This is a genomic window from Vibrio sp. TRT 1302 (assembly GCF_050113875.1).
In the GTDB taxonomy this organism is placed as follows: Bacteria; Pseudomonadota; Gammaproteobacteria; order Enterobacterales; family Vibrionaceae; genus Vibrio.
Genome location: NZ_JBNJOF010000007.1, coordinates 120,124 through 140,006, shown reverse-complemented (window position 1 = coordinate 140,006; position 19,883 = coordinate 120,124). Strand labels below are relative to the sequence as shown.

At 45.5% G+C, this 19,883-nt stretch carries 18 protein-coding genes; 8 read left to right on the top strand and 10 right to left on the bottom strand.

What is annotated here, in order from left to right; translation table 11 throughout:
- Positions 1–74: 74 nt before the first annotated feature.
- On the top strand, positions 75–833 hold the full coding sequence (locus ACQEXP_RS11575) for a helix-turn-helix domain-containing protein (RefSeq protein ID WP_426969971.1): 759 nt from the start codon (positions 75–77) through the stop codon (positions 831–833).
- Here ACQEXP_RS11575 and ACQEXP_RS11570 read toward each other — a convergent pair.
- From ACQEXP_RS11570 to ebgR, 6 genes are all read right to left on the bottom strand, one after another.
- Positions 784–1,692, bottom strand: a complete 909-nt coding sequence (locus ACQEXP_RS11570; RefSeq protein WP_426969969.1) for a DMT family transporter — start codon at positions 1,690–1,692, stop codon at positions 784–786. The genes ACQEXP_RS11575 and ACQEXP_RS11570 overlap by 50 nt on opposite strands.
- A 192-nt stretch (positions 1,693–1,884) precedes the next feature.
- The gene (locus tag ACQEXP_RS11565) at positions 1,885–3,318 is read right to left on the bottom strand and encodes an amino acid permease (protein WP_426969967.1); all 1,434 of its coding nucleotides are present in this window, start codon (positions 3,316–3,318) and stop codon (positions 1,885–1,887) included.
- 97 nt (positions 3,319–3,415) lie between these two features.
- Positions 3,416–3,868, bottom strand: a complete 453-nt coding sequence (locus ACQEXP_RS11560; RefSeq protein ID WP_138970430.1) for a beta-galactosidase subunit beta — start codon at positions 3,866–3,868, stop codon at positions 3,416–3,418.
- A gap of 3 nt (positions 3,869–3,871) precedes the next feature.
- A complete protein-coding gene (ebgA, locus tag ACQEXP_RS11555; protein WP_426969965.1) occupies positions 3,872–6,976 on the bottom strand; it encodes a beta-galactosidase subunit alpha in 3,105 nt (1,034 codons plus the stop codon).
- Positions 6,977–7,276: 300 nt separating this feature from the next.
- Positions 7,277–8,110: an SGNH/GDSL hydrolase family protein gene (locus ACQEXP_RS11550; RefSeq protein WP_426969963.1), complete on the bottom strand. Its 834-nt coding sequence runs from the start codon at positions 8,108–8,110 to the stop codon at positions 7,277–7,279.
- Positions 8,107–9,090 (bottom strand): transcriptional regulator EbgR, encoded by a 984-nt coding sequence (gene ebgR, locus ACQEXP_RS11545; protein WP_426969961.1) that lies wholly within the window; start codon positions 9,088–9,090, stop codon positions 8,107–8,109. Before ebgR ends, ACQEXP_RS11550 begins: the two co-directional genes overlap by 4 nt.
- 364 nt (positions 9,091–9,454) lie before the next feature.
- Between ebgR and galE the strand changes: the two genes are divergently transcribed.
- From galE to galM, 4 genes are all read left to right on the top strand, one after another.
- Positions 9,455–10,471 carry a UDP-glucose 4-epimerase GalE gene (galE, locus tag ACQEXP_RS11540; RefSeq protein WP_426969960.1) on the top strand — a complete coding sequence of 339 codons (1,017 nt, stop codon included), beginning with the start codon at positions 9,455–9,457 and terminating at the stop codon, positions 10,469–10,471.
- A 45-nt stretch (positions 10,472–10,516) separates the two neighbouring features.
- Positions 10,517–11,572: a UDP-glucose--hexose-1-phosphate uridylyltransferase gene (locus ACQEXP_RS11535; RefSeq protein ID WP_426969958.1), complete on the top strand. Its 1,056-nt coding sequence runs from the start codon at positions 10,517–10,519 to the stop codon at positions 11,570–11,572.
- Between the two features lie 68 nt (positions 11,573–11,640).
- On the top strand, positions 11,641–12,801 hold the full coding sequence (galK, locus tag ACQEXP_RS11530; protein ID WP_426969956.1) for a galactokinase: 1,161 nt from the start codon (positions 11,641–11,643) through the stop codon (positions 12,799–12,801).
- 9 nt (positions 12,802–12,810) lie between these two features.
- Positions 12,811–13,875 (top strand): galactose-1-epimerase, encoded by a 1,065-nt coding sequence (gene galM, locus ACQEXP_RS11525; protein ID WP_426969954.1) that lies wholly within the window; start codon positions 12,811–12,813, stop codon positions 13,873–13,875.
- Between the two features lie 68 nt (positions 13,876–13,943).
- On the opposite strand, the gene ACQEXP_RS11520 is transcribed toward galM, so the two are convergent.
- Positions 13,944–14,288 carry a ribosome recycling factor family protein gene (locus ACQEXP_RS11520; protein WP_269377690.1) on the bottom strand — a complete coding sequence of 115 codons (345 nt, stop codon included), beginning with the start codon at positions 14,286–14,288 and terminating at the stop codon, positions 13,944–13,946.
- A 3-nt stretch (positions 14,289–14,291) separates the two neighbouring features.
- Positions 14,292–15,185, bottom strand: a complete 894-nt coding sequence (locus tag ACQEXP_RS11515; RefSeq protein ID WP_426969952.1) for a LysR substrate-binding domain-containing protein — start codon at positions 15,183–15,185, stop codon at positions 14,292–14,294.
- 192 nt (positions 15,186–15,377) lie between these two features.
- Between ACQEXP_RS11515 and ACQEXP_RS11510 the strand changes: the two genes are divergently transcribed.
- Entirely contained in the window at positions 15,378–16,259 is an 882-nt protein-coding gene (locus tag ACQEXP_RS11510; protein ID WP_426969950.1) for an aldo/keto reductase, read from the top strand.
- A gap of 59 nt (positions 16,260–16,318) precedes the next feature.
- Here the strand turns inward: ACQEXP_RS11510 and ACQEXP_RS11505 are convergent, their stop codons facing one another.
- Positions 16,319–17,323, bottom strand: coding sequence for a substrate-binding domain-containing protein (locus tag ACQEXP_RS11505; protein WP_426969948.1), 1,005 nt, complete (start codon positions 17,321–17,323; stop codon positions 16,319–16,321).
- 166 nt (positions 17,324–17,489) lie between these two features.
- Between ACQEXP_RS11505 and ACQEXP_RS11500 the strand changes: the two genes are divergently transcribed.
- Positions 17,490–17,822 (top strand): tRNA-binding protein, encoded by a 333-nt coding sequence (locus tag ACQEXP_RS11500; protein ID WP_138970441.1) that lies wholly within the window; start codon positions 17,490–17,492, stop codon positions 17,820–17,822.
- Positions 17,823–17,886: 64 nt separating this feature from the next.
- Here ACQEXP_RS11500 and ACQEXP_RS11495 read toward each other — a convergent pair whose 3' ends face one another.
- Positions 17,887–18,447: a gamma-glutamylcyclotransferase family protein gene (locus tag ACQEXP_RS11495; RefSeq protein WP_269377684.1), complete on the bottom strand. Its 561-nt coding sequence runs from the start codon at positions 18,445–18,447 to the stop codon at positions 17,887–17,889.
- A gap of 247 nt (positions 18,448–18,694) precedes the next feature.
- On the opposite strand from ACQEXP_RS11495, the gene ACQEXP_RS11490 reads away from it, so the two are divergent.
- Positions 18,695–19,879, top strand: a complete 1,185-nt coding sequence (locus ACQEXP_RS11490; protein WP_426969946.1) for an NnrS family protein — start codon at positions 18,695–18,697, stop codon at positions 19,877–19,879.
- The last annotated feature ends 4 nt before the right edge of the window (positions 19,880–19,883 follow it).

The following is a 19,883-nucleotide window of genomic DNA, read 5'->3' as shown; positions in this document are numbered from 1 at the left end:
TAATCACAAAGAAAGTGAGGATATGGGTTTTCTTACTTACTGGGAAAATCACTAAGCTGTGGATTATTCTTTGTGTGATAAAGTGGTGGTTCGATAGTGAATGGATTCAGGACGAAACATTGAGCGGCAAAATTACAGTCAGGGCATACAGTCGCAGCTCTGATGGACACAGCCATGACCATCATCAGGTACTGCTTCCTCTACGGGGCTATATTGATCTGACATTGGATGGTCGTGCTGCCAGTGTCTCTTATGGAGACTGCGTTGTCATTTTATCTGGCTGTTACCATGAATTTCGTGCTCGTGAAGATTTCCGTTTTTTGGTGATCGATGTAGAGCAACTTCCACAATCATTGCTCACTCTGGAACAGCCAATTCTTTTACTTGATGAAGCTACCCATCAGTATGTCCGCTTTATTGAAAAACAGTTGGAACACAATATTGAGGATGAGCTAGAAGAGAGCATGCTTGGATTACTCTTTGAGCTGCTTTCACGTCAATGTTCGACAAGCAAAATGGATAACCGAATCAAGAAGGTGATCCAATATATTAATCAAGATATTGCTGCGAATTACACGATCGAAGAGTTATCTAAGGCGGCTTGTTTAAGCCCCACTCAGTTCAAGCACTTGTTTGGCAAAGAGATGCAACTCACGCCTCTCAAGTATCTCGCCAAACTAAGAATGGAAAAAGCGCGCACTCTGCTGACCAACACCGATATGCCAATCAGCAGAATTTCAGAGGAAGTAGGATTTAGTAATCCATCTTCGTTTACACGAAGCTTTAGCGGCTATTTTGGCTTATCACCGAAGAGCTTTCGTAGTCATGATTAGTGGATGTCTGGCGACGGTAGATAAGAATGCTAAACGCAACCAAAGCCATACCGAACAAGGTCGTACTGCTTAATGTCGTGCCAAACAGCAAGTGATCAAATAGGTAAGTCAGTACCGGAACTGCATAAAACAATACGCTGACTTTGTCCGAGCTCTCTTTGTTGACCATATACATCAGCAATAACAAGGCTCCTACAGAGACAACAATGCTCATCCACAGCGCAGAGAAAACAAGCTCACCAGTCCAATTAATCTCCCATCCAACATACAGGCTAACAAGCGTAAATATCGTGCTTGATAATAGGCATTGATACCACATCGCTTGAACTGGTTGGATGGTGACTTTTTTCTGTTTGATGGTGCCAAACGTGAGCGCTAATAGCGCGAGCACGGCAGACAATAATCCAGACCAACCTATTTCAGTCAGAGTTTGCGCTCCAGCAATGGCGATGCATAGGCCACTGAAGCCCAAAACTAACAACAACACTTTGATGCGGTCAATTTTTTGCTGACAAAGTAACGGGGTGATGAGTGGCTGAATACCCAGTACTAAAGTGACCAGCCCCGGTGACATCCCACTATCAATCGCCAAAATATAGAAAGTGAGGTAGAGAACTTGTAACAGTAAGCCGACCATCAGTATCGAGGCGATATCACTTTGGGTTGGCTTAGAAAATCTTGCCTTGCTGAAACGTCTCGCGATGAGAAAAATTACGGAGATACAGAGCAGAGAAATCAGTGCCCGCAGGGCTAGAAAACTCCACTGTGAAGAGAACTGCAAGCCGAGCTTAACGATCACCGCACCACTACTCCACATCACCAGAAATAACACGGGTGCTATGGTATTGAGTTTAGTCATTGTGATTAACCTTATTGTTGATATGACAGGACAAGCAAGTGGCGGCCGCGCACCTTGCTGATCACTATATCTGGTCTTTAGCTGGATAAATGATCCGAAAAGACGCTTTTCTGTTCGTTAAGGTCGTAGTTGACAGTGATAGACAAAAACAAAAAAGGGCACCACTAGGGTGCCCAAAAGGGGTTGTCATTATTATTTTATGGCAACGGCAGGCGCGGCCTCTTTTAAGCGCTCTTCATCATTGAGTGACTTTTCGTATTGGCTGTACTTCCACCAAGCGAAACCTAGGAAGATAACAATGCCGCCAACGTTGTAGAAAATGATGGTCATGATGTCTGCGCCCGTTGGGAAAGTTGACGCTAGGAAGCCCACAGTGAAGATACCAATCAGAATCGAAACCACGGCAATCCCTGTTATGCGTGAACCCATTTTGAAATCACGTTCTAGATGATCCAGTTTTAGGCGCAAGTTTAGGTAAGCCAGCATAATGAACAGCGGTGGGAGCATAGAAGCCGCAGCGGTCATATTGATCACCGTATTCATGAGATCCTGAGCTGTATTTGAGCCTAAAGTTGGGATAATCATTAGTGGGAATACGATGGCGTACTGTACCCAAGCTGCACGTGCTGGAACGCCATTTTCATTAAGCTCTACCGTTTTCTTACCAAAGATACCTTCAGGAATTTCTGAGAAGAAGATTTTTACAGGTGTTGCAGTCCACATTAGTAGAGAACCAAACATGGCAGTGAATGAAACCAAGCCCACGAAACGGTTCATCAGGATTTCAGGTAGACCAAAGTAACTTGCTAGCCCTTCAAATACCTGAACTGAGCCACCTGTGTATTTTAGCTCTGAGCTAGAGACAAATACGTTGATGAGTACAGAAGAGACAGAGTAAAGCGCACCAATAAAGATACCTGCAATAATGATCACTTTTACAAAAGACTTAGAACCACCTTTCACGTCGTTGACGTAAACCGCGACAGACTCAGCGCCGCCCGCCGCCATAAAGATCCATGTAGTAATGCCAAGGAATGCCCAACTGAAATCAGGGATCATTGCTTCAACAGTTACTGGGTCAGCAGGTTCTACGCCTCCAAGTAGCGCAGCGCCAGAAAGCAAGATGTACGAGATAGTCAGTAACAGCATTAATGATGAAGTGACGGAAGTAATTGGCCCCAGCATTTTTGCGCCGTTGGTCGACACATAAGTTGCGAACGCAAACAGGATCATACTGAGAGCAGTGGTCGCGAATGGTGTCAGAATGTACTCGTAGCCAAGGAACGCATAGGAAGCGTAGGCGATAACGCGTGGTAGCAGTGAGGTAAAGAAGAATAGGTTTACGAACCAGTAAGTGTAAGCTGAAATAAATGCCCAGCGACCACCGAGTGAGCTTTTTACCCAAGCATAAACCCCAGCTTCTGAATCTTTGTTGAGAGAAACGAACTCAGCGATGATTAAGCAGAAAGGGATGAAATAAAAGATGGTCGCTAAGAAGAACATTGGTGCCGATGCTAGACCAATTTCAATGTTGTTGTTAATGACGTTATTGAAACTGAATACGGCAGCGAAGGTTAAGGACAGCAAGCCAAACTTGCCTATGGTATTACGTTTGGTATCAGACATTTGTTATATCTCCGAAGAGTCACGTGTTTGTAGGGTGTTATCGAGAGGCTGATGCGACAGGCATCGCCCCTCGTTGTTATTTGAATGAATGTCTTGGTTACTTGTTGAGGAAGTAGCCATCTTCGATGGTTACTTTCAGCACCACTTTGCGCACTCGGTTGTCACCTAAGAAACGATAGCCTTGGCTATTGTCAAAAATGGCCAACTGACCTGCGCTCAGTTCACGTACTTGCCCTTTACCTATCAGGTATTCACGATCCGTTTCATCGCTATACGCCTCAAGCTGTTGTAGCTGAGACTTATCCGCAAATTCTACTGATTCTTTGCCTTCCAGATAGTAGTGCACATCAAAGTAGCGGCGGTTACCGATAAAAGTGTCATTGTTCAGTGAAATGCCGTCTTCAATCATGTACACCAGTGAGTCGCCAATGGAGTGCATCACGCCATCTTTGATGTTGACGCAGTTTTCAATGGCCTCAACACAGCGGTTCCATTTACGACCATTGCGGTACACTTGTTTGAATTGCTCTAAGCTTTCTAACACGATCATGGGTTATGCCTCGTTTACATCAGTTGTTGTGACGCGCTTGTTCTTAAAGAAGGCGTCACCAAAGTTGTGTGCGGCCAGTGCTTGGGCGTTACAGTCACCCGCTTGCAGTGGCATGAGAGTCAGGCCATAGCAAAACTCATCCATGTAGACACGGTATGAATCGAGCACTTCACTGCCCCAAGAGTTGGAACCAAGTCCCATCAATTTGTGGTCGAGATTCAGAGTGATGTAACCACTCTTCTCAAGCTCAATAGTGTGCTGAGCTTGATGTAGATTTTGGTTGGTGTAGAACCAAGCGCTGAAGTTGATCTCTTGTTGAGGCTTAACGAACAAGCCGGTGCCATTGCGATTAGTCAAAGCTGCCCAGCGAACGTTTTGACGGTTGCCGTTATTTTGAGGGAATGGGTAGTTCTCAAACATATCAGCGACGGTTGTCTGGTAAACATCAATCATGTTGGCTTGCTTGCTGTCTTGGTAGTTTTCTTCTGGGCCACGACCATAGTATTTGACCTGTTCGAACTCACCATTGATCCCAAGATCTAAACCGATCACAGGAATGACATGCGGGTAATCCCCATAACGTTCGCCGCTCAGTTCTAGGTTGAGTTGTCCTTCAGCGTTGATCTGGTAGCGGTAGGTACAACGCATCCCGAAATCGAATACTGGTGGAGCGATGATACTGGTGGTGGTGATTTCGACTTTGCCATCAATCAGCTCAACATTGAGGCTGCGGAAGTGCTCTTGCATGATTTGAAGATGGGCAGGTTGCCACAATCCTTCATGCTCCTGCTTGTGGTTGTCGATCATTGGTTTGAAGAAGTTGAGCTTCGGTTCAGATTTGATCAGCTCCTCACCATTGACCAACCAGGAGGTTAACTTGCCATTTACTTTCGAGACGTTAATTGCAAAGTTATGACCTTGAATCAAATAACCAAGACGGCTCTCTTCGATATTTAACGGGGTTGCGTTGGCGTTACTGTAAGTTGTAGCGGTTGCCGTATTGGCTTTGATTGGGTATTGGTAAACCGCAATTTCGTGGTTTGCTGCGCTGTAGAGAGTGCGGCTATCTTTGCGCACGGTAAAGTTGATGAAGACTTCACGTTGATCCAATTCAGGGATCGCAATCTCAATGTCTCGTTCAGAATTGGCGGCTAAGTCGGCTACTTTGAATTGAACGGTACGTAAAGTCTCACCTTCGGCGCGAATATCCGCCGTAATGGTGTAATCGTTGATGTCTGAGAACCACAGCTTGTTTTCAACGGTAAACTTACCCATTTGTGGGTCGATAGCGCGGATTTTTACTGGCGCGATCACCTGCTTGTACTCTTTCAAGCCAGGACCTGGAGTTTGGTCAGGGTAGATCAAACCATCCATACAGAAGTTGTAGTTGTTAGGGTAGTCGCCATAGTCACCACCGTATTTGTAGAAAGACTCACCTTTCTCATCGTGGGCTAAAATGCCATGGTCACACCATTCCCAAACATAATGACCTTGGATGTGATCATGTTTGTAGAACACATTTTGATATTCAGTCAGACCGCCTGGTCCATTACCCATAGCATGGGCGTATTCACAGATGATGCGCGGTTTTTCGTGTGGGAACTCGCCGAAATAGTTCATCAGTTGTGCACGTGAGTACATGGTTGAAATGACATCAACAACCTCTGCGTCACGGTCTTCTTCATAGTGGACGAGGCGAGTGTCATCAATCGCTTTGGTGGCCGCGTACATCGCGCGGATGTTACAGCCGTAGCCTGATTCGTTACCCATTGACCACATGATGATGGATGGATGGTTTTTTTGTGCGTGGATGTGGCGTTCGGCGCGCTCGACAAACACAGCTTCCCATGCGGCATCATCCGTGATTCGGCTCAAATCTCCCACGTTGGCAAAACCATGAGTTTCTACATCGGTTTCTGCCATAACGAACAGACCATAGATATCACACAGTTCATAGAAGCGAGGGTCATTAGGGTAGTGAGCTGTACGCACGGAGTTAATATTGTGTTGCTTCATCAACACGATGTCTTTCTCGACGCGATCCATTCCCACAGCGCGACCCTTTAGATGGTCGTTGTCGTGACGGTTAACCCCGTGGAGCATTACATATTGATTATTGATGTAAAACAGGCCATCACGCACCTTAATGTCACGGAAGCCAACTCGTTGTGGGATCACTTCCAAGATCTTGCCTTGATTATCACGCAGAGTGATCAGGAGTTGATAAAGGTAAGGATTTTCAGCGGTCCAGTGAACTGGGTGGGCCATTTCGATGTTAAAGCGAGCCTGAGCAGACGGGTCGATAGTCAGGTTATTGCATGAGCCTTGAGCAACAACCTGACCTTTATCCATCAGAGCGTAGTCTAGTGAGTAGCCATGTGCTTGCTGGTTGCTAAGGTTTTCAAGTTCCACCTGACAAGAGAGCGTTGCTGCGACGTAGTCGTCTGCAAAATCAGTACGGACAGTAAAATCTTGAACATGGGTTTGTGGTCTACCCACAAGGTAAACATCACGGAAGATGCCGGCTGTCCACCACATATCCTGATCTTCGATGTAGGTCGAGTCAGCCCACTGCATCACGCGCACTGAAAGAAGGTTATCGCCTTGTACCACGTATTGTGAGATGTCGAATTCGGCGGTAAGTCTGCTCCCTTTGCTAAAACCGACATATTGACCATTTACATAGACTTCAAAGTAGGTTTCCACACCATCAAATTTGATGATGGTTTGTTGATCGTTCCAACTCTCGCCCAGAGTGAAATTACGCTGATAAGCCCCGGTTGGGTTATCGCTTGGCACAAAAGGAACATCAATTGGGAAAGGAAAACCTTCATCTGTGTATTGAAGATCGCCATGGCCTTCCATTTGCCACATATTTGGAACCGTAATCTGACCCCACTGTTCCATCTTGTCAGTGTAAAACTCTTCAGGAACCAAGATCGGGTTTGTGAAGTAGTTAAAACGCCACTGTCCGCTTAGCAGCATAAAGTGGTTGCTGAGCTCGCGTTGAAAAGTTTGTGCGCTGTTGACGGAATCGTATGAGAAAAAATAGGCACGTGGTGCCATGCGGTTCTCATGTAGGTGTAGGAAGTTTTCCCAATTGTTCACGATTGCTCTCCCTCGGCTTAAAGCGTCCGATGACTGCCGACGTTCTGTTAAAAAATGCTCAGTGAGCTTATGGGAAAGATATTAGTAAAACTTTTACTAAAATAAATTAGTGAAAACGTTTTACTTTAACTGGATCACGATTTATTCGAGTCGGTAGGTGAAAGCTGTGATCACGATTAAAGAATAATGTTTAACCACATCATATTGCTGGGTTGAAGGGGATTATCAGCATGGTTTTGAGTTTTGAATAATAAAAAAGGCACTGAAAATCAGTGCCTTAGATGGATTGTTTGATAGGTTTTATTTGAATCGTTGTTCAAGAAGCGGAGTGAGAATAGCTAGCCACTGTTGGTAAGCATGAGAATTTAAGTGTAAGTCATCGCAGCTACAATCGAGAGGCAAGATGTGCTGTGGGCATAAGCTTTGATTGATATCGATGAAACGGATGGCTTTTTGGTTACACAACTGCTGCAACGCTTCATTGAGTATGGTGACTTGGGAGTTTAATGACGCGAGTCGTTCACCAACGTAGAGTGTTGACTGAACCCAAACTTCAATCCCTGCGGCTTGCCAGAAATCGAGCATCTGTGAATAGTTGTCGATGATTTCCGTAACGCTGTAGCCTTGAGAAAGGTCATTGATGCCTGCCATGATACAAACCAATTTAGGCTGACAAACCGATGTTGTCTCAAGCCTTCGTACCATGCCTGTTGTGGTATCTCCAGCTAAGCCTCGGTTGGCTATGGAGTAGCTGCCCAGAGCGTCGTGCCAAGGTCCCCATTCAGTGATAGAGTCGCCAAACATGATGATATCAACCGCTTTGTTAAAAGCCTGATGGTTATCTAACGTAAGGATAAATCGGCTCATTTTGTGCGCTCGTTGATTGAGATCTAACGTTGTGGCTATATCTGTAAACTGCTGAGGAGTGATCCTATCTGCTTGAATATCATGGGTTAGTGATTCAATTTCAGTCACTAGTGGGGACAGTCGAGTGCTAAGTCCGTGCTGTTTCCTCAGTTGGTATAGTTCTTCAATCAGGCCATAAAACTGACGAGAGGGATTTGCTTGGTAAAGTTTTACCAAATCAATACATTCGTTCTCTTTCAGTTCCTGCAGCAATTGCTCTGGAGTCATTGCGTGGTGCCTCTTAGTTTTAGCTTGCTCGGAACATAAACTTGTAATGGTAGGGCGCGACCATCACGAACTTTTTCAATGAGAAGGTTTACGCCTTGAATTCCCATCATCTCTGAGTGAATTCGCACCGTAGACAGGGATGGGAATGTAAACTTTGCGGTAGGAATATCGTTAACACTGATAAGCGAAATGTCTTCAGGGATATTAAGCCCGTGCTCATGAATGGCTCTTAACACCCCAATCGCAATTGAATCCGAGGCAATAAACAACGCTCTAGGGAAATCCGGTTTTGCCAGCATTTCTTTAGCCAGCTTATATCCAGATGAGCTGGTGAACTCGCCACGATAGATATCATCAAGTGACACTACGCCTTTAAGTTGCCCATATTCAGCGAAGGCAATTTCACGAATGTCGGCACAATTGGGTTTATCCTGACCTCCAATAAAACCAATACGTTTAAAGCCTTGGTCGATGAAAAAATCGGTGATTTGCTTGCTGATTCGTTTGAGGTCGATGTCGACAGAATCGAATTCAGAATCACTGTCACTGAAGTCGACATAGCAAATATTGTCGGTCATTTTGGTCAACTGGGCTAAGGTGGTTGGATTGCTTCGTCCAACCAAAAGAACACCCGTTATCTTATTGCTTGCTGCGACAATTTCATTGTTATAACAATTGGTTAGCTCAATATTCAGTTTGTCGCATTGAGTTTCGATGCCGTGGCGGATAGAAAGGTAATAGGGGTCGTTGACTTCCGCTTCCTGAGGGTAGTTGTATACCGCCATAAAGTGATGATTTTGTTTTCTAGCTAGCGCCGCTTTCTTGGAGCTACTGGTTTTATACTCTAGCTTTTCTGCGATCTCAAAAATGCGGTGTTTAGTCTCTTCCTTAACGCTTAATGTTGGATCGTCGTTAAGAACCCTTGATACGGTCGCTAAGGAAACACCCGCTTCCGTCGCAATATCTTTCAATGTTGCCATTAATTATTACGTCCCTTTATTACTTGTTGCGCTTACGTAGGCAATCTAACTATGCCAAGTATTGTAAACAATCACACCGATCAAGTACCGATTTTTAGTAAAAAATACCAAACATTGTTATCAATGCGAATACTGAGTGGAAAAAGCGTCAACGGTAATCTTGTTTACTACAGCCATTGCTCATCAACTTTCATTAACTAAATCATTTATCAAACTAAGCTTTAAGGTAATTTATGGTCAATTTTGTGGAAACGTTTACATAACGCGAAATTGATCACGGATCTTAGACGTCGTTGATTGATAGACTTTTGCTATTGAAGAGATTTGAGCATGGTATTGCTCACCGATTGATGGAGATCGAATAGTGAAAGTTCTTGTTACCGGTGGTATGGGATACATAGGCAGTCATACCTGTGTGCAGATGATTGAAGCAGGTATTGAGCCCATTATTGTAGATAATCTCTGCAACGCCAAAGAAGAGGTGCTTAACCGTATCGATGCTCTGACTGGTAAAACACCAACGTTTTACGTGGGTGACGTCCGTGATGAAGCATTTCTCGATTCTGTATTTTCGAAACATGACATCACGTCGGTGATTCACTTTGCTGGGCTAAAAGCGGTTGGTGAATCTGTTGAAAAGCCTCTCGAATACTATGATAACAACGTTAATGGCACTTTGGTTCTTGCTCGTTCGATGCGTAAAGCGGGTGTCAAAAGCCTTGTTTTCAGCTCTTCTGCCACTGTTTATGGCGATCCTCAACAAGTTCCTATCACCGAAGAGTCACCAACGGGAGCGACGACAAACCCTTATGGTCGCAGCAAATATATGGTTGAGCAGTGCCTGCGTGATCTGTTTGCTGCTGAACAGGACTGGAGCATTACGTTGCTACGCTACTTTAATCCTGTTGGGGCACACCCTTCTGGAACGATGGGGGAAGATCCCCAAGGTATTCCAAATAACTTGATGCCGTTCATTGCTCAGGTTGCTGTTGGGAGACGTGAGTCCTTATCTATTTTTGGTGACGATTATCCCACACAAGATGGTACCGGTATCCGCGACTATATACATGTTATGGATCTCGCTGACGGCCATATCGCGGCCCTTAACTCAGTGGGGAGTCAACATGGTTTGCATGTCTACAACTTAGGCACGGGGAAAGGATCGAGTGTATTGCAGATGGTGGAGGCGTTTAGTCGTGCCTGTGGACATGCCGTTCCGTACCAAATATGCCCTCGTAGAGCTGGTGATATTGCTGAGTGCTGGGCAAGCACTGAAAAGGCGGAAAAAGAGTTGGGATGGCGCGCGCTGCGCAGTATCGATGAAATGACAGCCGATACTTGGAATTGGCAGTCAAACAACCCTCAGGGTTATTGCGCCTAACACCATATTTAATTTGAAAATAGTTTAAGTAGTTGAGTAAGTACGATGTCGAAGATTGAGTTTAACCCTGTAGATCACCCGCACCGCCGATTCAACCCATTAACTGGGCAGTGGATTCTTGTGTCGCCACATAGAGCCAAGCGACCTTGGAGTGGCGCTGATGAGAAAGCGGCTGTAGATGAACTACCTGAATATCAAGCAGATTGTTTTCTATGTCCAACAAACCAACGTATTTCTGGTGATGTAAACCCAGATTATCAGGGCACTTATGTGTTTAGTAATGACTTTGCTGCGTTAATGCCAGATTCACCAGATGCACCTGAATCAGACAATCCACTGTTCAAAACGCAAGGCGTTCGAGGGCTGAGTCGAGTTATCTGTTTTTCTCCTGATCACAGCAAAACCTTACCAGAACTCTCTGTAACTCAGATCCGTGGTGTGATTGATACTTGGAACAGTCAGATCGAAGAGTTAGGTCAGCACTACATCTGGGTTCAGGCATTCGAAAATAAGGGGGAAACCATGGGGTGCTCTCAGCCCCACCCACACGGTCAGATTTGGGCGAACAGTTTCCTACCGAATGAAATCGAACGCAAAGAGCAGAATCTTAAAACCTACTACCAACAACACGGCAGCAATTTGCTGGTGGACTATGTGAATGCTGAGTTGAAAGACGGTTCACGAGTTGTGGTTGAAACCGAGCATTGGGTAGCTTTGGTGCCCTATTGGGCGGCATGGCCATTTGAAACCATGTTACTGCCTAAAACACATATTCGCCGAATGAGTGAATTGACTGACGAACAACGTGATGATCTAGCCATAGCGATCAAGAAGTTGACTAGCCGATATGACAACTTGTTCCAATGTTCATTCCCTTACTCAATGGGCTGGCATTATGCCCCCTTCTTTGAACAGGGTACGGATATTGAACATTGGCAGCTTCATGCACTGTTCTATCCACCACTTTTGCGCAGTGCCACAGTACGAAAATTTATGGTTGGTTACGAAATGTTGGCCGAAAGCCAACGTGATCTCACCGCAGAACAAGCTGCGCAGCGTCTTCGTGACTTGAGTGATGTTCATTACAAAGAACAGAAGTAACAAGTGTTTTAGCCAGCAATGCAGCGCAAGCGCTGGTATTAAAATTTAACAGAATTCTAGAGGGCTTTATGTCAGAACTAATCAACAGTGTGAAAGCATCATTCACCCAAGTACTTGGCTACGCAGCGAGCCATATTATTCAGGCTCCAGGGCGCGTCAATCTTATTGGTGAACACACCGACTACAACGATGGTTTTGTATTGCCATGTGCGATCGACTATCAAACGGTTGTTGCTGCGGCGAAACGTAACGACAGTATTGTTCGAGTTGTTGCCGTTGATTACGAAAACCAAACCGATGAGTTTGATATCACCCAAGAGATCACTTTTGTTAAGGATAAAATGTGGGCCAACTACATCCGCGGTGTGGTCAAGTGTTTGCTCGCCCGAGGCTATGAGTTTGGCGGGGCAGATATTTCTGTGAGTGGCAACGTACCGCAAGGCGCGGGCTTGAGTTCTTCTGCTGCGCTAGAAGTCGTGATAGGTCAAACTTTTAAAGTGCTTTATCAGCTAGAGATTTCTCAGGCGGAGATTGCGCTGAATGGTCAACAGGCGGAAAACGAATTTGTTGGCTGTAACTGCGGCATTATGGATCAGATGATATCCGCTGAGGGCAAAGAAAATCATGCAATGTTACTTGATTGTCGAAGCTTGGAAACCGAATCTGTCTCTATGCCTGCTGATATGTCAGTCGTGATCATTAACTCCAATAAAAAACGGGGTCTGGTGGACAGTGAGTACAACACTCGCCGTCAACAATGCGAGCAAGCGGCCAGTATCTTTGGTGTTAAAGCGTTACGTGATGTCACTATGAGTGAGTTTGAAGCGAAAGCCGATCAGCTTGATGAAGTGGTCGCTAAGCGCGCTCGTCACGTAATAACTGAAAATGACCGTACGCTTGAAGCCGCTCAAGCATTGCGTGCAAACGATCTCAAGCGTATGGGCCAGTTGATGGCGCAATCGCACGCTTCTATGCGCGACGACTTTGAAATTACTGTCAAAGAGATTGATACCTTAGTGGATATTGTTAAAGCAGTTATCGGCGAGCAAGGCGGTGTACGTATGACGGGGGGCGGCTTTGGTGGTTGTATTGTTGCAGTAATGCCGCCTGAACTTGTCGAGCCAGTCAAAGCCGCTGTTGCTGAGCAATATCAAGTCGCAACCGGATTAAAAGAGTCTATCTACGTTTGTCAGGCCAAAGATGGCGCCGGCCTGATTGAAATGTGCTAAGGACTGTTGATGGAAAATTCTCTTTTTCACACCATGACTGAGCAGCTTGCCTATGATGGTCAGCCCGCTCAGTTATTTGAATTAACCAATGTGAGTGGGGTTCGCATTGTGTTGATGGACATCGGAGCAACATGGCTCAGTTGTCGTTTGCCTTTGGCGTGTGGTGAGCTGCGTGAAGTTTTGTTAGGTGTAGGGACCATGACAGACTTTGAGCGTCAGCCTAGTTACATGGGGGTAACGGTTGGCCGCTATGCGAACCGCATTGCCAATGGGCGTTTTACTCTTGATGGGCAGTCTTATCAGTTATCTTTGAATCAGGCTGGTAACTGTTTGCATGGTGGCATTTCGGGTTTTGATAAGCGGCGCTGGCAAGTGGTCGAACAGCAAACCAATACCATTATTTTTGGCTTGAGTTCAGCCGATGGTGATCAAGGTTTCCCTGGGAATCTTGATGTTCAACTGCGCTATCAGCTCCATGATGATGGACGATTCGATATTGAATACACCGCTCATTGTGACAAAGCGACACCGATAAATTTGACCAACCATGCTTATTTTAATCTCAATGGTTCTGAGAGTGAGTTGGATGCCCGTTCACATCAACTGCAAATCGAAGCGAATTGTTACTTGCCGACGAATGAGAATGGTATCCCAGTTGGCGATTTGGTCAGTGTCGAAGGTACTGGTTTTGATTTCCGTAGAGTCAAAAGTGTCGCTCAAGACTTATTAGCGGATGAGCAACAACAAGCCGCTAAGGGATATGATCACAGCTACTGGTTTGATCCACAACGTGATACCAGTGTACCTGTCGCGACGTTGACCAGTCAGGATCAGCAAGTGTCTGTTTCGGTGATAACGGACAAACCCGCGATGCAACTCTATTGCGGCAATTGGTTAGCAGGAACGCCAGCAAGAGCGGGAAAAGAGTATGCAGATTATGCGGGATTAGCCCTAGAAACTCAGTTTTTGCCGGACTCGCCCAATCACCCACAATGGCCGCAGTCAGGTGTGATTCTACGTCCGGGAGAGGAATATCGTTATCAAACGACATTCCAATTCTCTCGCTCGCAATAATTGCTAGTTAGAAAAAGCCAGTCACACGACTGGTTTTTTATTATTTAAGGAAGCGTCAGCCGCGCCGTTTAGAACCCTTCATGCTGGTCAATCGCAAGGCGAGCTTCACTCATCGAACAACCGGTTTCTTGCACCAGTTGATTAACGGTCATGTTGGGATTGCTGAGTAGGATTTGAGACAAATCGACGTCAGGTTCGGGCAAGGATTTGCCAATCGCTGCAACTATCCACTGTTGATCCTCATCTTTTAGAGTCTCTATTAATGAGCGTAATTGCTCTTCGTGTCCGCTTAGCTGCCAGTGTCTTGAACGTCGAATTCGCTTCAATTGACAACCATGCTGATTGGCGCACTCGATCACCGCTGTTTTGTCAGCAACACGGTGGACGAAACTGTTGAGAGTGATGGACAACATGCCTTAGCGTTCCTCAAACCAGTGTTGGACAAAATCGATGAAGGCTGACAGCTTGGTGCTACGACGAAGCTGAGGTGGGAAGATCAAGTAAATGTTGCTTTGAGTCATTAAATAGTCAGGTAAGACTTGCAACAGTTTGCCGCTATCCAGCGCAGGCTTGACTAAATAACAGGGCATCTTGATCACGCCTTTGCCTTTCAACGCCGCATCAAGCAGCAGAAGGTTATCGTTGATCAGCATATCGCCATCCGTCGCCACTTCAATCATCTGATTATCGTTTGTGGAAAATTGCCACTTACGTAGATATGGATCAGATAAACAGTTGTGTTCAGTGAGATCTTGCGGATGCGTCGGGATGCCGTTTTGAGCCAAATAGTCTGGTGAGGCGCAGCAAATGTGTTGGTACGGCATCAGCTTTTTCGCCACCATATTTTCTGGTGGGGTATTGGTTGCCCGGATGGCTAGGTCGAAGTTGCTTTTGGTGAGATCTTCTCTGGTATAGCCAATATCTAAGTCAAATTCGATGTCAGGGTGCAGCAACTGAAACTGATGACAAATCTCAATCAGAAAGCGGTGGCTGAAAATGGTGGGGGCGGTAATTCGTAGCAGTCCGCCGACGGTACTCTTGGTGTGATCGAGTTCCTTTTCTAACTCAAGGATTGACGCATTGATACCTTGCATTTTTGTTAGAATCTTTTCCCCAGCGGCAGTTAAGCGAACACTGCGTGTAGAGCGGACTAATAAGCTGGTTTCTAGCTCCTGCTCTAGCTGGAGTATTTGTGATGAGAGATAGCTCCTCGAAATACCGAGATTATCTGCAGCTTTAGAAAAGCTAAGTTGCTTGGCTACCTCGCCAAATAGTGCGTAGCGCTCGAAGCGCTTGTGCATTTTATGCATCAACACAAACCTATCATTCGAAATCTGTTGTTGATTATATCGTTCAATATAGAAAATTAAATTAACTTAATTGTGCGTTATACCGAATTATCTTTTCGCCTTTATGGTCTTAATCGTCCTGCTGGCTGGCAGTATACTGAATCCAGAACAGCGCAAGTATCGCTGATAAATTGCATCTTTCAGGGGACAAATATGAACAAGTCACACCCGGTTTTTTCACCGATGATCCAAGGTTACTGGCGCATGGCAGAGTGGGGTATGAATACTCAGCAACAGCATGCGTTTGTACAGCAGCATCTTGAGTTGGGTATCACCACGGTTGATCATGCTCCAGTGTATGGGCCAGACTCTGCATGTGAAAAAATGTTTGGTCAGGTGCTGGCACTTGATAGTAGCTTGCGTGACCAGATTCAGATCGTTTCAAAATGTGGTATTTACCGTGGTGAAGGAAAGCTGGTCAATCACTACAACAGTAGCAAGGCTGCGATCATCGAATCGACTGAGCAATCTCTTCGCCGTTTGAATACCGATCATCTCGACGTCTTGCTATTGCACCGCCCAGATCTGCTGATGGATGCCGATGAAGCCGCCGAAGCGTTCGCACAATTAAACAGTGCCGGCAAAGTAAAACACTTTGGTGTATCTAACTTTACCCCTGCTCAATTCGCGTTACTTCAATCTCGCCTTGATGTACCACTTATCACCAATCAGATTGAAATCAATCCGGTGAACTTACAAGTGACGGAAGATGGTACGCTGGAACAGCTACAACAGCAGCGAGTTCAGCCGATGGCTTGGTCTTGTCTTGCTGGTGGCAGAATATTTAGCGATAGCAGTGAACAGGCATGCCGCCTGCGTGACACATTATCTGAAGTTGGCCAAGAAATTGGAGCCGACTGTATTGATCAAGTCATTTTTGCTTGGGTGATGAGAATGCCAGCACGCCCGGTTCCTATCATTGGTAGTGGTAACATCCAGCGCGTGAAGACAGCGGTCGGCGCATTAGAGCTGGAGTTGACACATGAGCAATGGTACCGCATTTGGGTTGCATCGAAAGGTCATGGTGTCGCGTAACTACCCGTATCAAAAGAGGGCTCCAGTTTGAGCCCCCTAAACACGGTTGCGCTTGTTGGCTACTTAGCGATTTTTTCAACCGAATTACGACGTACTAACGTTGGTGTAAACATGATGGCTTCATCGTTAGTTGCTTCTTGTCTGGCGAGATTTAATGCGAGTCTCGCAGCGCGCTCTGCCATCATAGCGATAGGGTAACGAATCGTAGTCAAGCGAGGGCTGATGTAGCGAGCAATCAGACCGTCATCGAATCCCATCATAGAGATTTGATCGGGCACCTTGATGCCATTTTCATCGAGTACAGACAGCGCTCCCGCGGCCATGTAATCGTTATAGGCGACCACACCAGTGATATCGAGTGATTTGGTGAGTAAGTTGGTCATAGCAACTTCACCGCCATCGTTGTTTGGCTCACCACGTTCGATATAGCTGCTAGGCAGTTCAATATTGTTGTCTTTTAGCGCCGCGAGATACCCTTCAACTCGTTGCGCGGAGTCTTCTATTTCGTGAGTTGACGCCACACAGGCAATTTTAGTGTGTCCATGACGGATTAGGTATTCAGTTGCTAGATAAGCCCCTTTGAAGTTATCGAGTGCGATGCAGCGTTCCGCGATTTCTTCAATAAATCGGTTTATGAGCACCAGACCTTTGACTTCTTTAGCGTAGCCGATTAGATCTTGATCAGATAAGCCTTTTGAGTGGATGACCAGAGCCTCACAGCGATTGTTGATAAGCAGTTCAATTGCTTTGCGTTCTTCTTCTGCATCATGGTAACCATTTCCGATCAGTATATGTTTACCGTGCTCGTGAGCCACATTGTCCACCGCTTTGACGAGGGTTCCGAAAAAGGGATCGGACACATCACCAACCAATACGCCAACGGTATTACTGCTCTGGCTAACAAGCGCTTTGGCGGCGGCATTAGGTCGGTAACCTAGTTTTGCCATCGCTTTTGAGACCGATTCTATCGATGCTTTACTCGCTTTAGGAGACTTATTGATCACTCTAGATACGGTTGCAATCGATACGCCAGCTTCCTTGGCGACATCTTTTATGGTTGCCATATTTGACCTCGAAAAATACTGATGAGGTTATTTAACCTTGTTGATGTAAATAAGGCAAATACTGTTATGAATACATTTTTAAATTGAGATCTTTACCACTTGCAATATAAGTAATTGCTGATAGTGTAAACGTTCTCTTTTAGTAAAATTTTACTGGTATCTTAACATGGAAAAAGTCGCTTATTCAGATTTCGCTAAATTGGAAATTCGTACAGGAAAAATCATTGAGGTTGTCCGCCATGAGAACGCGGATAAGCTATACATTGTGCAAATTGATGTTGGTGATAAAACACTACAAACCGTGACCAGCCTTGTGCCTTATTACACAGAACAACAGCTGATGGGGAAAGAGGTGGTTGTACTGTGCAATCTGGAAAAAGCCAAGATGCGTGGTGAAACATCAGAGTGCATGCTGCTGTGTGCAGAAACAGATGATGAATCGGAAAGTGTACTGCTGACTCCCGAGCGTTCGATGCCAGCTGGTATTCGTATTGTCTAAAGATAAACACCAAGCTCGAAGGCTTGGTGTTCCATTTAACTTATCTCGTTTTGGCTGAGGGTTTTCAGGCTCTTGCTTCAGCCACTAGAGCATCAATTTGGTTGTGGTGCTCTGGTTTTACTCCTGCTAGGTTGCCATATTTTGGTTCATGGCGATCATTTTCGAGCGGAAAATGCCAGCCTATCGTTTGTTCAATAAACTGTTTGGCAAACTGTTCCGATATTTCTAAACACCCAACGAGAACCGTATCCACATAAGTTTGCATTATTGGACTGAGTGAACAAGGTGGCTCAGGATTGTCTTTGATGTAAACCCAAACTTGATCGTTGTCGCTAAGTGGCAACTGTGACTCAACTTGATTCACTTGGACTTGAACACGATGGTAGCCTCGTTCACGAATATCGAATTCTTGAAGACCGCATTCACTTACTTCGAGTAAAACACCATTAACGTGCCCGTGTCCTTTATCGACCACCAACGGTGAGAGGGTATAACTCTCATCCACTTTGCCCCAATAGCGTTTAAACCCCTCTACGGTTGCGGTGGTTGCCGCCGAAGTTTGCCCTGTTAATTGGCGTGATGCGGAATTCATCAGACTGCCATAACCGAAGATATAGTTTGCCACTGTCGTCACCTCATCTTAGATGTGAAATAGGAGTAATCGTTAAGCTAACCAGTTTCACTGAAAATTGGAAGTCATTCATATTGTACTTATCATGTCTTTTTGACTCTTATTAATTGGGTTAATTTGACTTCTTTTATGGTTTGCTTATATCACTAAGCCTTTGAGATAAAAGAGTTGCAAGGGTTGGAACATTTCTTGCGATAGCCTAGGTAGATTTCAGTTTTTTATAACTTTTAGGAGTCACTTAGTGCTCAATATTACTGATAAAAAAGTAGAAGAAGCGATCCCGCCCGTCTTACGTTTAGGTTTTAGACCTTTCTTCCTACTAGGATCCATCTACGCGGTTATTGCTATTGGCTTATGGGTTTGGATGTTCCAAAGCGGACAACCCGCTCTACTTCGAGTGCCAGCATTATGGTGGCACGTTCATGAGATGTTGTTTGGTTTTGCCATGGCGATTGTGGTTGGATTTGTCTTAACTGCGGTTCAGAACTGGACGGGAATTAATGGTACCAAGCATCACCGTTTAGCTGCGATAGTGGCACTGTGGCTGTTGCCACGATTGTTGCTATGGACGCCAACACCGCTTTGGTTGGTTTCTAGCCTTGAAGCCTTGTTTTTAGCTTTTGTCGCATATGAAGTCGGCAGCCGAGTCGTCAAAGCGAAAGGGTGGCGTAATCTATTTTTTATTCCGTTATTTTTGCTGGCTATCGTGGCTAATTTTGCCAGTTATGCGGCGGTAAAAGGTATGCCGCCATTTCCTGCTTCCGCGGTTTGGCAGGCGATGCTTTGGTGGTTTACTTTGCTGCTCTCTGTCATGGGCAGCCGAGTTATTCCGTTTTTTACCGCTCGTCGTTTTAACTTTGAAAAACCTCAGCCAATAGTCTGGTTGGACTGGTTAGCAAACCTACCTCTGGTCGGCTTATTTATATTAAGCTTTTTCCCGATGACCTTTGCTCAACTTGGTCAACCATTGATGCTGTTGGCGGGTGTGGCGCATCTGATTCGAATCATACGCTGGAAACCGTGGCTGACTTTGAGCGAACCTTTGGTTTGGTCACTGCATGCTACTTACCTGTGCATCCCTGTGAGTTTGCTATTACGTGGTTTGCTGGATAATCCATTTGCCAGCCACAACATGTTGCACTTATTTGCGATTGGGGCCATTGGCGGTGTGATTTTGGCGATGATCGCTCGCGTGACAATGGGGCATACTGGTCGAGCGATTTACCAAGGCCCAAATATGAACCTAGCCTTTGGTGCTTTGGTATTGGCTGCCATTGTACGTGGGATCGGGGTGGCGTTTTTCCCTCAGTATCTGATTTCTGCGGTAAACATCAGTGCAGCGTTGTGGATATTCGCTTTTGTCATGTATGTCGGTCTATTTGGAAAAATGTTAGTCACCGCAAGGGTCGATGGTCATCCTGGTTGATCGT